General features: G+C 71.2%; 10 protein-coding genes. 7 read left to right on the plus strand and 3 right to left on the minus strand.

From position 1 onward, the window contains the following. The first annotated feature begins 34 nt into the window (after positions 1 to 34). The 3 genes from ACFPA8_RS01555 to ACFPA8_RS01565 all read left to right on the plus strand — a co-directional run bounded on the left by ACFPA8_RS01555 (position 35) and on the right by ACFPA8_RS01565 (position 4,483). On the plus strand, positions 35 to 2,113 hold the full coding sequence (locus ACFPA8_RS01555; protein WP_386441026.1) for a thioredoxin domain-containing protein: 2,079 nt from the start codon (positions 35 to 37) through the stop codon (positions 2,111 to 2,113). Between the two features lie 350 nt (positions 2,114 to 2,463). Further along, positions 2,464 to 3,675, plus strand: coding sequence for a pyridoxal phosphate-dependent aminotransferase (locus ACFPA8_RS01560; RefSeq protein WP_386441029.1), 1,212 nt, complete (start codon positions 2,464 to 2,466; stop codon positions 3,673 to 3,675). Between the two features lie 397 nt (positions 3,676 to 4,072). Then, positions 4,073 to 4,483, plus strand: a complete 411-nt coding sequence (locus tag ACFPA8_RS01565; RefSeq protein WP_386441032.1) for an SCO4983 family protein — start codon at positions 4,073 to 4,075, stop codon at positions 4,481 to 4,483. Between the two features lie 130 nt (positions 4,484 to 4,613). Here ACFPA8_RS01565 and ACFPA8_RS01570 read toward each other — a convergent pair whose 3' ends face one another. Further along, positions 4,614 to 6,452: a phosphoenolpyruvate carboxykinase (GTP) gene (locus ACFPA8_RS01570; protein ID WP_386441035.1), complete on the minus strand. Its 1,839-nt coding sequence runs from the start codon at positions 6,450 to 6,452 to the stop codon at positions 4,614 to 4,616. 293 nt (positions 6,453 to 6,745) lie between these two features. Here ACFPA8_RS01570 and trhA point away from each other — a divergent pair, with 293 nt between their 5' ends. Beyond that, positions 6,746 to 7,540, plus strand: a complete 795-nt coding sequence (gene trhA, locus ACFPA8_RS01575; RefSeq protein WP_386441038.1) for a PAQR family membrane homeostasis protein TrhA — start codon at positions 6,746 to 6,748, stop codon at positions 7,538 to 7,540. A 113-nt stretch (positions 7,541 to 7,653) separates the two neighbouring features. On the opposite strand, the gene ACFPA8_RS01580 is transcribed toward trhA, so the two are convergent. Further along, positions 7,654 to 9,258, minus strand: coding sequence for an N-acyl-D-amino-acid deacylase family protein (locus ACFPA8_RS01580; RefSeq protein WP_386441041.1), 1,605 nt, complete (start codon positions 9,256 to 9,258; stop codon positions 7,654 to 7,656). A 21-nt stretch (positions 9,259 to 9,279) separates the two neighbouring features. Beyond that, positions 9,280 to 10,560: an amino acid deaminase gene (locus tag ACFPA8_RS01585; RefSeq protein ID WP_386441043.1), complete on the minus strand. Its 1,281-nt coding sequence runs from the start codon at positions 10,558 to 10,560 to the stop codon at positions 9,280 to 9,282. 98 nt (positions 10,561 to 10,658) lie between these two features. On the opposite strand from ACFPA8_RS01585, the gene ACFPA8_RS01590 reads away from it, so the two are divergent. From ACFPA8_RS01590 to ACFPA8_RS01600, 3 genes are read left to right on the plus strand one after another with little or no spacing between them, the layout of a single operon-like run. Beyond that, the gene (locus ACFPA8_RS01590; protein ID WP_386441046.1) at positions 10,659 to 11,720 is read left to right on the plus strand and encodes a sugar kinase; all 1,062 of its coding nucleotides are present in this window, start codon (positions 10,659 to 10,661) and stop codon (positions 11,718 to 11,720) included. After that, on the plus strand, positions 11,717 to 12,481 hold the full coding sequence (locus ACFPA8_RS01595; protein WP_386441049.1) for an IclR family transcriptional regulator: 765 nt from the start codon (positions 11,717 to 11,719) through the stop codon (positions 12,479 to 12,481). The genes ACFPA8_RS01590 and ACFPA8_RS01595 overlap by 4 nt, the downstream gene beginning before the upstream one ends. Continuing rightward, positions 12,478 to 12,891, plus strand: coding sequence for a RidA family protein (locus tag ACFPA8_RS01600; RefSeq protein WP_386441052.1), 414 nt, complete (start codon positions 12,478 to 12,480; stop codon positions 12,889 to 12,891). Before ACFPA8_RS01595 ends, ACFPA8_RS01600 begins: the two co-directional genes overlap by 4 nt. The last annotated feature ends 16 nt before the right edge of the window (positions 12,892 to 12,907 follow it).

A 12,907-nucleotide genomic window follows, 5' to 3' on the forward strand; every position in this document is an offset into this window, starting at 1 on the left:
GCCCCCGCGGAGGTGCGTCGTGCACGATGGAGGGATGGCGAACCGACTCGCGGACGAGACCAGCCCCTACCTGCTCCAGCACGCCGACAACCCCGTCGACTGGTGGCCCTGGTCCGAGGCGGCGTTCGCGGAGGCGCGGAGGCGCGGGGTGCCGGTGCTGCTGAGCGTCGGGTACGCCAGCTGTCACTGGTGCCACGTCATGGCGCACGAGAGCTTCGAGGACGAGACGACCGCCGAGTACCTCAACGAGCACTTCGTCTCCGTCAAGGTCGACAGGGAGGAACGCCCCGACGTCGACTCGGTCTACATGGAGGCCGTGCAGGCAGCCACCGGCCAGGGCGGCTGGCCCATGACCGTCTTCCTCAACCCCGAGGGCGAACCCTTCTACTTCGGCACCTACTTCCCGCCCGCGCCCCGGCACGGGATGCCCTCGTTCCGCCAGGTGCTGGAGGGCGTCGCCACGGCTTGGGCCGACCGGCGTGAGGAAGTCGCCGACGTGGCCGGGCGGATCGCGCGGGATCTCGCTGCCCGCGGTATCCGCTACGACCAGCCGCAGCCTCCCGGGCCGGAGGAACTGGCGAGCGCCCTGCTGGAGTTGGCCCGCGACTTCGACTCCTCGCGCGGCGGCTTCGGCGGAGCGCCGAAGTTCCCGCCGTCCATGGCCCTCGAGTTCCTGCTCCGGCACCACGCACGTACCGGCGCGGACGGCGCGCTGGAGATGGTCGAGGCCACCTGCGAGGCGATGGCGCGCGGCGGTATCTACGACCAGCTCGCCGGCGGTTTCGCCCGCTACTCCGTCGACGCCGGCTGGGTCGTGCCGCACTTCGAGAAGATGCTCTACGACAACGCGCTGCTGTGCCGCGTCTACGCCCATGCCTGGCGCGCCACCGGCTCGGACCTGACCCGCCGCGTCGCCCTGGGGACCGCCGATTTCATGGTGCGCGAACTGGGCACCGCCCAGGGCGGTTTCGCCTCCGCCCTGGACGCCGACAGCGACGACGGGAACGGCAGTCACCGCGAGGGCGCCTACTACGTGTGGACGCCCGCCCAGTTGACCGAGGTGCTCGGGGAACAGGACGCACAGTGGGCCGCGGAACGGTACGGGGTCACGCAGGAGGGCACCTTCGAGGAAGGCGCGTCGGTGCTCCGGCTCCCCGCCGGTGACGGCCACTCCGGCAGCGATTCCGGCAGCCGCGCCGAAGCCCGTACGGACGCCGACGCCGGGCGCGCCGCCTCCGTACGGGAGCGGCTGCTGAGCGCCCGGGAACAGCGGCCCCGCCCCGAGCGCGACGACAAGGTCGTGGCCGCCTGGAACGGTCTGGCCGTCGCCGCCCTCGCGGAGACCGGCGCCTACTTCGACCGCCCCGACCTCGTCGAGGCCGCCACCACCGCGGCCCGCCTGCTCACGGACCTGCACATGAACGGGGGCGGCCGCCTCGTCCGCACCTCGCGCGACGGCACCGCCGGCCCCAGCGCAGGAGTCCTGGAGGACTACGCCGACGTCGCCGAGGGCCTGATGAGCCTCTACTCCGTGACGGGCGAGGCGGGCTGGCTGGAGCGTGCGGGCGTTCTGCTGGAGACCGTGCTCCTCCACTTCACCGCGCCCGACGGCACGCTCTACGACACCGCCGACGACGCCGAGGCCCTCATCCGCCGCCCCCAGGACCCCACCGACAGCGCGACCCCTTCGGGCTGGACGGCCGCCGCTCAGGCCCTGCTCTCCTACGCCGCCTTCACGGGCAGCAGCCGCCACCGGGAGGCCGCGGAGCGGGCGTTGGGCATCGTCCGGGCGCTGGCGCACCGCGCGCCCCGCTTCATCGGCTGGGGTCTCGCCGCGGCGGAGGCCGCCCTCGACGGTCCCCGCGAGGTGGCGGTCGTCGGGCCGAGTACGGACGCCGTCACCGGGACGCTGCACCGAACCGCCCTGCTGGCGACGGCCCCCGGCGCGGTCGTCGCGCTCGGCGAGCCCGACTCGTCCGCGGCGCTGGACGTTCCGCTGCTACGGGACCGTCCGCTGCTGGAGGGCAGGCCGACGGCGTACGTCTGCCGCAACTTCACCTGTGACGCCCCGACTTCCGACCACGCGGTGCTGGAGCGGGCACTGCGGAGCTGAGCCCCCGTTCCCGGCGGCCGGGCGCGTGGGCACGCTCCCCGGCGGAGAAGCCGCGGAAGCGCGCGACGGGGGCGACGCCCGGCCTCGATGCGGTGCGGACAGGAGGCGTCGGTTCCGTGGTCTGCGCGGGTCCGGACGGGAGCGGTCACCACGGCTTCGCCGCGGCCCGGTGCAGGCGGGGTCCGCAGGCGGGGTCCGCAGGCGGGGTCCGCAGGCGGTGCTCCCGGTGCGGCCGGGCTCCGGCCGCACCGGTCCACTGCCCGCTTCGTCCCGCCCGCGCGGCCCGTCCCTGTGCGCAAGGTGAGCAATAACACGAGGCGTCGCGCGGGACCCGCCCGTAAGGTGGCGATATGCAGGTGATCCAGTCGACGAAGCTCGCCAACGTCTGTTACGAGATCCGCGGTCCGGTTCTTGAGGAGGCGACGCGGCTGGAGGCGGCAGGTCACCGCATCCTCAAGCTCAACACCGGCAACCCCGCGGCCTTCGGCTTCGAGTGCCCGCCCGAGATCCTCGAGGACATGCTCCGCAACGTCGGGGAGGCCCACGGCTACGGCGACGCGAAGGGGCTCCTCTCCGCACGGCGCGCGGTGATGCAGCACTACCAGACGCAGGGGGTCGAACTCTCCGTCGAGGACATCTACCTCGGCAACGGCGTCTCCGAGCTGATCCAGATGTCGATGCAGGCCCTGCTCGACGACGGTGACGAGGTGCTCGTGCCCGCCCCGGACTATCCGCTGTGGACGGCATCCGTCTCACTGTCCGGCGGCACGGCCGTGCACTACCGCTGCGACGAACAGTCCGACTGGATGCCGGACCTCGCCGACGTCGAGCGGAAGGTCACCGACCGTACGAAGGCGCTCGTCGTCATCAACCCGAACAACCCCACGGGTGCCGTCTACGACGAGGAGATGCTGCGCGGTCTCACGGACATCGCGCGCCGGCACGACCTGATCGTCTACTCCGACGAGATCTACGACAAGATCCTCTACGACGGTGCGACGCACACGCCGACCACGGTCGTCGCCCCCGACCTGCTCACCGTCACCTTCAACGGTCTGTCGAAGGCGTACCGCGTGGCCGGTTACCGCAGCGGCTGGATGGCCGTGTGCGGCCCGAAGCACCACGCCCAGAGCTACATCGAAGGCCTCACGATCCTCGCCAACATGCGGCTGTGCGCGAACATGCCCGCGCAGCACGCCGTGGCTGCCGCGCTCGGCGGACGCCAGTCCATCCAGGACCTCGTCCTGCCGGGCGGGCGGCTTCTGGAACAGCGCGACACCGTCCATGAACTGCTGACGCAGATCCCCGGCGTGACGTGCGTGAAGCCGAAGGGTGCGATCTACGCCTTCCCGCGGCTCGACCCGAAGGTCTACAAGATCAAGGACGACCGGGAGATGGTGCTCGACCTGCTGCGGGCCGAACAGATCATGATCGTCCACGGTACGGGCTTCAACTGGCCGGAACCGGACCACTTCCGCATCGTCAACCTGCCCCCCGTCGATGAGCTGGCGCACGCGGTCACCCGCATCGGCGCGTTCCTGGACGGTTACGGCCAGCCGTAACCTCCGGGAACTCTCCGGCCGTCACGTCGGCCGTCACGCCCGCGCGGCGTGCAACCGTGTCTGCGGCTGACGGCCGGCCGCGGCCCACGGAGCGGACTTTCGACAAGGGGACCTTCGGCCATCTCGGCGGGCGAACCGTCCAGGTGAACGGGCGATTCCGGCGACCGCGACCGATCGGACCGGGCGCGGACGTCTTCGCGAGCGGTCACCCGGCGAGCCGTGGCCGGCGGCGACCCGCAGAATTCCTCGCAGCGGCGCCGACGCCTGCCGCCTGCTGCTTCCCCCTGGACGGAGGGCTTCCCACCGGGAGGGCGGCAGGCATTTATGTACATGGCTCAACTTTAGACCTGGTCCAAGTTAGGATAGCTTTCTGGCCACGTCACCCAGGAGGCCGATCATGTACGAACCGATCCGCGCCAAGTCGGTGCACTCCATGACTGCCGACGCGGATTTCCCGCACCGCACGCGGGCCGAGGAATTGCAGATCCGGCTGGCCGGTCACCTCACGGCCCTGCTCACGGTGACGGACGAGCTGCGCGCCCTCACTCCGAGCCCGGAACTGGACGAGGCGGGGGCCGAGCTGGCCGAACAGGTCACCCGCCTCCGTGACGGCGCCGCCCCGCTCCGCGCGGCCCCGTCCGTGCGCGTGGCCGACCCCGAACACATCGACTCGCTCCACCACCGCGCTCACACGCTGGCGGGCCACGCGGTCGTCATCGCCACGTACCGGGACGACGACGAGGCCGTCCGGCTGGCCACCGAGTGCCGGGACAGGCACGCCTCGGCGCTCGGGCTCACGGCTGCCTGACCCGCCGGGTCCGTGAATCCGGGCCGGTCGCGCCCGGCCGGCCGCGACCCGATCCCGTACCCCGCGCAGCGGAAAGCCCTCACCGGGCCCGCGTGCGACGCGGGCCCGGTGAGGGCGACAAGTCCGGGCGTCAGCCGAGACGTTCGACCAGAGCGCGGTACTCGTCCCACAGCTCCTTCGGGGTGTGGTCACCGAAGGTGTTGAGGTGCTCGGGGACGAGCGCCGCCTCCTCGCGCCACACGTCCCTGTCCACCTTCAGGACGAAGTCCAGTTCCTCGTCGGAGAGTTCGAGACCCTCCCTGTCCAGGGACTCCTTCGTCGGCAGCACGCCGATGGGCGTCTCGACGCCCTCCGCCTCGCCGTTGAGCCGCTGCACGATCCACTTCAGGACGCGGCTGTTCTCGCCGAAGCCCGGCCAGACGAACTTGCCGTCCTCGTCCTTCTTGAACCAGTTGACGTAGTAGATCTTCGGCAGCTTGGCCTGGTCGGCGTTCTCCCCGACCTTCACCCAGTGGGCGAAGTAGTCGCCCATGTTGTAGCCGCAGAAGGGCAGCATCGCGAAGGGGTCGCGGCGGAGCTCGCCGACCTTGCCCTCGGCGGCGGCCGTCTTCTCGCTGGCCACGTTCGCGCCCAGGAAGACGCCGTGCTGCCAGCTGAAGGACTCCGTCACGAGCGGGACGGCCGACGCGCGCCGTCCGCCGAAGAGGATCGCCGAGATGGGCACACCCCGCGGGTCCTCCCACTCCGGCGCGATGATCGGGCACTGGCCGGCGGGGACGGTGAAGCGGGCGTTGGGGTGTGCCGCCGGGGTCCCGGACTCGGGCGTCCAGTCGTTGCCCTTCCAGTCCGTCAGGTGGGCGGGCGTCTCCTCGGTCATGCCCTCCCACCACACGTCGCCGTCGTCGGTGAGGGCGACGTTCGTGAAGACCGAGTTGCCCCAGAGGGTCTTCATCGCGTTGGCGTTGGTGTGTTCGCCGGTGCCGGGGGCGACGCCGAAGAAGCCCGCCTCGGGGTTGATGGCGTAGAGGCGCCCGTCCTCGCCGAAGCGCATCCAGGCGATGTCGTCGCCGATCGTCTCGACCGTCCAGCCCTTGATGGTCGGCTCCAGCATGGCGAGGTTCGTCTTGCCGCAGGCCGAAGGGAAGGCGGCGGCGACGTACTTGGCCTCACCGCGCGGCGGCGTCAGCTTCAGTACGAGCATGTGCTCGGCGAGCCAGCCCTCGTCGCGTGCCATGACGGAGGCGATGCGCAGGGCGTAGCACTTCTTGCCCAGCAGGGCGTTGCCGCCGTAGCCCGAGCCGTAGGACCAGATCTCGCGGGTCTCGGGGAAGTGGGAGATGTACTTGGTGGTGTTGCAGGGCCAGGGCACGTCCTGCTCGCCGGGCGCCAGCGGGGCGCCGACGCTGTGCACGGCCTTGACGAAGAAGCCGTCCTCGCCGAGTTCGTCGAGGACGGGCTGTCCCATGCGGGTCATGGTGCGCATGGCGACGGCGACGTATGCGGAGTCGGTGATCTCGACGCCCAGCGCGGAGAGCGGGGAACCGAGCGGGCCCATGCAGAAGGGGACGACGTACATCGTGCGGCCGCGCATGCAGCCCCGGAAGAGTCCCCCCTCCCCGTTCTCGCCCTGGAAGACGGTCCGCATCTCGGCGGGGGCCTTCCAGTGGTTGGTCGGCCCGGCGTCCTCCTCCTTCTCGGAGCAGATGAACGTGCGGTCCTCCACGCGGGCGACGTCGCTCGGGTCGGAGGCGGCGTGGTACGAGTGCGGCCGTTTCACCGGATCGAGCTTGGTGAACGTGCCCTTCTCCACGAGCTCTTCGCACAGACGCTCGTACTCGGATTCGGAGCCGTTGCACCAGACGATCCGGTCGGGTTCGGTCAGGGCGGCGATCTCCTCGACCCAGGAGACCAGCTCCTGGTGCCGGGTCGGAACGGTGTTGATGACGGGAGCCGCAGAACTGCGCGCCACGATCTCTCCAGACTTTGAGGGTTCGTGCGGACCGTGCACATGGATCCGCTTGTGGTCTGACTCGTCTCTTCTGCCCCTTGGGGGCCGCGACCCGGATGCGTTCGTGGCGGGTGCTGCTGTGCTGGTGCGTGCGTGCGGCTCGCTCATCCGGTGTCACCCTTGCTCCTCTGAGCATGCGAGCGTATCGGCTGCATGTCCAGATGGAAAGGATGTGTCCATCGCCACTCGATCCACCGGCATAAGCGCTCGGCCGACGTCTTGGCGGTTACGCCCCCGTAGCTACGATGGGCCGTATGACTGACGCGTCCCGGCCGAAGAAACCTGTGAGCTCCGCAGATCTCGCGGCAGGCGCGGACGGAAGCGACCAGCCGGACCACTCCGGCGGTTCCGCCGCTGCCACTCTCGAATCGGCTGCGTCGTCCGTCACTTCGGCGGCCGCGGCGCTTCCCGCATACATCAAGCCGCGGCTGCGCGGCTGGCTCCACGCCGGCATGTTCCCCGCCGTGCTCGCAGCGGGCGTCTTCCTGACCGCGCTGGCCGACAGCACTCGCGGCCGCGTCGCGTGCGCGGTCTACACGCTCACGGCCTGCCTGCTCTTCGGTGTAAGTGCCCTCTACCACCGGGGCAATTGGGGCCCGCGCGCCTACGCCGTGCTGCGGCGTCTCGACCACGCCAACATCTTCCTGATCATCGCCGGCACCTACACGCCGCTGACGATCCTGCTGCTGCCCGGCAGCCGCGGTGCTCCGCTGCTGTGGGGCGTGTGGGTCGCGGCCGTCCTCGGCATCGCCTTCCGCGTCTTCTGGGTCGGCGCCCCCCGGTGGCTCTACACGCCCTGCTACATCGCGATGGGCTGGGCAGCCGTCTTCTACCTGCCCGACTTCCTGCGGGAAGGGGGCATCGCCGTGCTCGTCTGCGTCGTCGTCGGCGGGCTGCTCTACAGCGCCGGGGGAGTCGTGTACGGCATCAAGCGGCCGAATCCGTCACCGCGTTGGTTCGGGTTCCACGAGGTCTTCCACTCGTTCACGCTGGCGGCGTTCGTCGTGCACTACGTGGGGATCTCGCTGGTCGCGTACCAGCACGCGTAGCCCCCGGCGGGCGGCGGCCGCGGCCGTGCGGTTCCCGTCCGCGGACCCGCACGGCACCCGCGCTTCGGCCGCTGCCCGAACAGCAGCGACGCACGGAAGGCCGGCGGCCCGGGTCAGGGTGCCCGCCGGACGGACCGTCCCGCGAGGACGTCCGTGCGCCGGCCGTCCTCGATCACGAAGCGGCCGTCGATCAGGACGTACGGGATCCCGGTCGGCAGGACACGGGGGTTGTCGTACGTCGAGCCCGGCGCGACCGTCTCCCGGTCGAAGAGGACGAGATCCGCGCGGTAGCCCTCGCGGACGAGGCCGCGGTCCGGCAGGCGCAGCCGGGCGGCGGGCCGCGAGGTGAGGTGGGCGACGCACTCCTCCAGTGAGAGGACGCCCAACTCCCGTACGTACCGCCCGAGATACTGCGGGAAGGTGCCGTACGCCCGTGGATGCGGTTTGCCGCCCTGCAGGATGCCGTCGCTGCCTGCCGTGTGCACGCGGTGCTGCATGATGTGCCGGACGTTCTCCTCGTGGCCGACGTGCTGGAGGATCGTGGTGCCGAGGCGGTCCTCGACCAGCAGGCGGCGCGCGGTGGTGAAGGCGTCCTCGCCGCGCCGCTCCGCCGACTCGGCCACGGTCCTCCCCACGTAGCCGGAGAGGGCGGGGTCGGAGACGCCGGAGATCTCGATCGTCGACCAGTCCATCGGGACGCCGTGGCATCCGTCGGCGCCCTCGACCTCCATGACGTGACGGATGCGTGCGCAGGTCCCGTCGTCGGACAGGCGCGTCAGGACCGCCTCGGGGCCGCCCACGCTCGCCCAACTGGGCAGCATCGCCACGAGAGTCGTGCACCCCGGGGTGTACGGATAGCTGTCGAGGGTGATGTCCGCGCCCGCTTCGAGTGCCCGGTCGAGGAGGGCCGTCAGCTCGGGTCCCCTGCCCGCGTTGACGCCGAAGTTCATCGTGGCGTGGGCGAGATGGAGAGCGCAGCCCGCCTCCCGGGAGAGAGCGACCATCTCCCCGTACGCCTGGAGGGCGTTCCTGCCGTAGGAGCGGTGGTGCGGGCAGTAGTAGCCACCGTACGACGCCACTGTGCGGCACAGTTCGGTCAGTTCGGCGTCGGAGGCGTACATGCCTGGCGTGTAGGTCAGGCCCGAGGACATGCCGACAGCGCCCTGTTCGAGGCCCTCGGCGACGAGGCGCCGCATCGTGGCGGTCTCCTCCGGGGACGCCGGACGGTCGTCCCAGCCGACGGCGAGCATGCGGACGCTGCCCTGCGGTACGAGGTACGCCGCGTTGACGGCTGTGCCCTGGCGGTCGATCCGGTCCAGGTACCCGCCGACGGTGCGCCAGTCGAAGTCGATGTCGTCCCCGGGGCCGTTCCACCCGGCGATCGCGCTTCGGACCTCGGCGAGGGTGCGGTCGTCGACGGGGGCGTAGGAGAGCCCGTCCTGGCCGACGACTTCGAGTGTGACGCCCTGCGCGGCCTTGGCGGAGTGGTCGGGGTCGCGGAGGAGGGCGAGGTCGGAGTGGGCGTGCATGTCGATGAAGCCGGGGGCGAGGGTGAGGCCCGCGGCGTCGAGCGTCCGGCCTGCGCCGCCCGGGCGGGGGCCGCTTCCCTCGGGGACGACGGACGTGATGCGCCCCTCCTCGACGGCGACGTCCGCGCGGCGGGCGGGTCCGCCGGAGCCGTCGACGACGGTGGCGTCGCGGATGAGCAGGCTGTTCATGGCTTCCCTTCCGGCGTCAGGTCAGAAGAACGTGCGGATGTACTCCGTGACCGTGCCGTCGGCAGTCGTCTGCGGGATGAGCTGCCACTTGTCGAAGATCGTGCAGGGGTGGGAGAGCCCCAGGCCCACCCAGTCGCCGACGGCGAGGCCGGTGGCGGTCTCCGTGCTCACCCAGGCGTGCTGGTCGGAGAGAGACGTGACGGTGATGCCGGTGGCCGGGCGCGTCGTTCCGTCCGGGCCGCGGACCGTGTGGGGCTGGGGAAGGTGCAGGTCGAAGGCCGCGTCGCGTTTGCCGGCGTTGAGGAACGCCTGGTGGGGGGTCGGACGGGAGACGACCTGCGTCCAGAGCGTGAACGCCGCCTGCAGGGCGCCCTCTTCGGGGACCCGGTTGAAGGGCGTCCTGTCGCGGTACTGGCCGTCGTCGTGGGAGACGTACGCCCCCGAGCGCAGGAGCTTCAGCACGGGCTTCGAGAGGGGCGGGATGTCCTCGAAGACCTCGGCGACCGCGTCGAACCAGGCGCTGCCGCCCGCACTGACGACGATCTCGGACAGCTCCCCGAAGCGGCCCGCGGCGTCGAAGTCCGCGGCGAGGGCGGTGAGCCGGCGGAGCCACGCGGTGACGGCCGCCGGGTTCGCGCCGGGTACTTCGCCCTCGTAGCCCGCCACTCCGACGAGGCGGAGGGCGGACGTCGCGGCGACGGCGTCGGCGACCGCCTCGCACTCGGCCTCCGTACGGACGCCGGTGCGCGCTTCCGCTCCCGCCGCGAGTTCGACGACGACGTCGAGAGGACGGTCCGCGCCGCGCAGCGCCCTGTCCATCTGGGCGACGCCCTCGGTGGAGTCGACGTAGCAGATGAAGCGGAAGTCCGGGTCGGCGTCGAGCTCCCGGGACAGCCAGCCGAGGGCCGCCGGGTCGACGACTTCGTTGCCGAGGAAGATGCGCCGGATACCGAACGCCCGCGCCACACGGACCTGATGGGGCACGGCCAGGGTGATCCCCCAGGCGCCGTGGGCGACTTGGCGCGCGAAGAGCTGCGGGGCCATGGAGGTCTTGCCGTGCGGGGCGAACGCGAGGCCGTGGCGCTCGGTGTAGCTCTTCATCAGCGTGAGGTTGTGTTCCAGACGCTCCGCGGAGAGTGCCAGTACCGGAGTGGTGAAGCCGCCCGTGAACAGGTTGCGGCCTTCCGCGGCGAGAGCTCCGACGGTGGTGCCGGACGCGTCGGGCGGCAGTCCCTTGAAGCGGTGGTCGACGCGTTCTTCGTCGAGGGCGGCGAGAGCGGCGTGCGGGTCCGCGCTGGACATGGCGACTCCGATTCATTGCAAGGAATGCAATACGCATTGCGTATTTCGCTGAAGGCTGTCTAGCATCCCGGCGAATGCCCGTCAATCGATGAGAAGTGGTGCCCACAGTGGCGAGCACCGATGCCGTGTGCCTCGGCGAATCCATGGTCACGTTCCTGCCGTCGCAGCCCGGAAGGCTGGCCGACGTGCCGTCCTTCGACCGTGCCATCGGCGGCGCGGAGTCCAACGTGGCCTGTGCGCTGGCCGGTTCGGGGTGCACGGTGAGGTGGGTGAGCCGGGTCGGCGCGGACGGCTTCGGCGACCACCTGGTGGAGACGATCGCGGCCCATGGTGTCGATGTCGGACTCGTCGGACGGGACCAAGTGCGTCCCACCGGTATCTACTTCCGCACGGAAGGCGAGCGGCCCACGACCATGGACGCTCCGCAGGGCGGCGTCGCCGAGGTCGTGTACTACCGCTCCGGCTCCGCGGCCTCCGCCATGTCGCCCCGCACCGTGGACGTCGGGGCGCTCGACGACACCCGCGTGCTGCACCTCAGCGGCATCACGGCCGCGCTCTCCGGGGACTGTCTGGAACTGATGCGCGTGCTGACGGCGCCCCGCGCGGGACGTCCTCTCGTCTCGTTCGACGTCAACTACCGCGTCGGCCTGTGGGAGCGGGCGGGACGCGACCCCGCCCTGCTGCTCGGCCTCGCCCGCGGCTGCGACCTCGTCTTCGTCGGCGAGGACGAGGCGGCGGCGGCATGGGGCGTCACGGGCGGTCCCGCGGCGGTCAGGGCGGCGTCGCCCGAGCCCGGCGTGCTGATCGTCAAGCAGGGGGAGAAGGGCGCGACCGCGTTCGTGCGACGGGACGGGGAGGGGACGGACGTCGTCGTCTCCGTGCCCGCTCTGCGCGTCGACGTCGTCGGTGCCGTCGGCGCGGGGGACGGCTTCGCCGCCGGTGTGATCTCCGCGACGCTGCGTGGGCTGCCGGTCCGGGAGCGCCTCAGGCACGGGCACCTCACTGCGGCAGCCGCGCTCACGGTGCCGGGCGATCTCGCCGAGCCGCCGGCCCGCCCGCTCGCGGACCGGCTGGCCGCCCTGGACGACGAGGAGTGGGGAAGACTGCGCCTCGGCCCCGGGTGGAACACCGCGAACGCACAGAAGGCGAACGAATCATGAGCCAGACCGTTGACCGCGCACTGACGATCCTGCCCCTCCTGGCCGAAGGCCCGGCGAACCTGGAGCAGGTCGCGACGCGGCTCGGCGTCCACAAGTCCACGGCTCTGCGACTCCTCCGCACGCTCCACGAGCACGGCATGGTCCACCGCCAGCCCGACCAGCGCTACCGGCTGGGCGCGCGCCTCTTCGCCCTCGCGCAGCAGGCCGTGGAGAACCTGGACGTACGGGAGATCGCCCACCCCCACCTCGTGGAGCTCAACGCGCGGACGGGACACACCGTCCACCTCGCGGTGCACGAGGAGGACGAGGTCCTCTACATCGACAAGGTCGAGAGCCGCTACCCGGTACGGATGTACTCACGCATCGGGAAGCCCGTGGCGATCACCGTGGCCGCGGTCGCCAAGCTGCTCCTCGCCGATCTGCCCGAGCCCGAGCGGCGCCTGCTCGCCGAGAGACTCGACTACCCCCGCTACACGGCCCGTTCCCTCACCAACGCCTCCGCCTTCCTCGACGAGCTGGCCAGGGTGCGGGAACAGGGCTGGGCCACCGACCTCGGTGGCCACGAGGAGTCCATCAACTGCGTCGGGGCGCCCGTTCGAGGCCCCGACGGCCGTGCTGTGGCGGCCATGTCGGTCTCCGCGCCGAACGTGGTCGTCAGCGCCGACGAACTCCTCGAACTGCTCCCGCTGGTGCGCCGCACCGCCGACGCCATCAGCGCCGAGTACTCCGGAAAGACCCCTCCCAAGGAATCCCACTCATGAGCGAGAAGCAGGCCAAGACGGCTCTCACCCCGGCCACTCACACCACCCCGCCCGCGAAGTTCTCGCACGGCGTGCGCAAGGGCGCCCTCCTGCAGGTCGCAGGACAGGTCGGGTTCGGTCCCGCCGAGCCCGGGCAGGCGCCCGCACCCGTCGGTCCGGGACTGCGCGAGCAGACCCTGCAGACCTTCGCCAACGTCGAGTCCGTCCTCAGGGAGGGCGGCGCGAGCTGGGAGGACGTGGTGATGATCCGCGTCTATCTCACCGACACCGCGCACTTCGCCGAGTTCAACGCGGTCTACGACGAGTACTTCGCGGACCTCACCGAGGTCCCCGCCGCGCGCACCACCGTCTACGTGGGCCTGCCCGCGGGACTGCTCGTCGAGGCCGACGCCCTTGCCGTCCTGGGCTGACGCGCCGCCGTCCCCC

Source organism: Streptomyces ovatisporus (assembly GCF_042653885.1).
GTDB classification, from domain to species: Bacteria; Actinomycetota; Actinomycetes; order Streptomycetales; family Streptomycetaceae; genus Streptomyces; species Streptomyces ovatisporus.

Excerpts from the sequence above, each read along its gene's own strand:
- ACFPA8_RS01585 (WP_386441043.1), bottom strand. The coding sequence starts at position 10,560 with ATGTCCAGCGCGGACCCGCACGCCGCTCTCGCCGCCCTCGACGAAGAA.
- ACFPA8_RS01565 (WP_386441032.1), top strand. The coding sequence starts at position 4,073 with ATGTACGAACCGATCCGCGCCAAGTCGGTGCACTCCATGACTGCCGAC.
- trhA (WP_386441038.1), top strand. The coding sequence starts at position 6,746 with ATGACTGACGCGTCCCGGCCGAAGAAACCTGTGAGCTCCGCAGATCTC.
- ACFPA8_RS01595 (WP_386441049.1), top strand. The coding sequence starts at position 11,717 with ATGAGCCAGACCGTTGACCGCGCACTGACGATCCTGCCCCTCCTGGCC.
- ACFPA8_RS01580 (WP_386441041.1), bottom strand. The coding sequence starts at position 9,258 with ATGAACAGCCTGCTCATCCGCGACGCCACCGTCGTCGACGGCTCCGGC.
- ACFPA8_RS01600 (WP_386441052.1), top strand. The coding sequence starts at position 12,478 with ATGAGCGAGAAGCAGGCCAAGACGGCTCTCACCCCGGCCACTCACACC.
- ACFPA8_RS01560 (WP_386441029.1), top strand. The coding sequence starts at position 2,464 with ATGCAGGTGATCCAGTCGACGAAGCTCGCCAACGTCTGTTACGAGATC.
- ACFPA8_RS01555 (WP_386441026.1), top strand. The coding sequence starts at position 35 with ATGGCGAACCGACTCGCGGACGAGACCAGCCCCTACCTGCTCCAGCAC.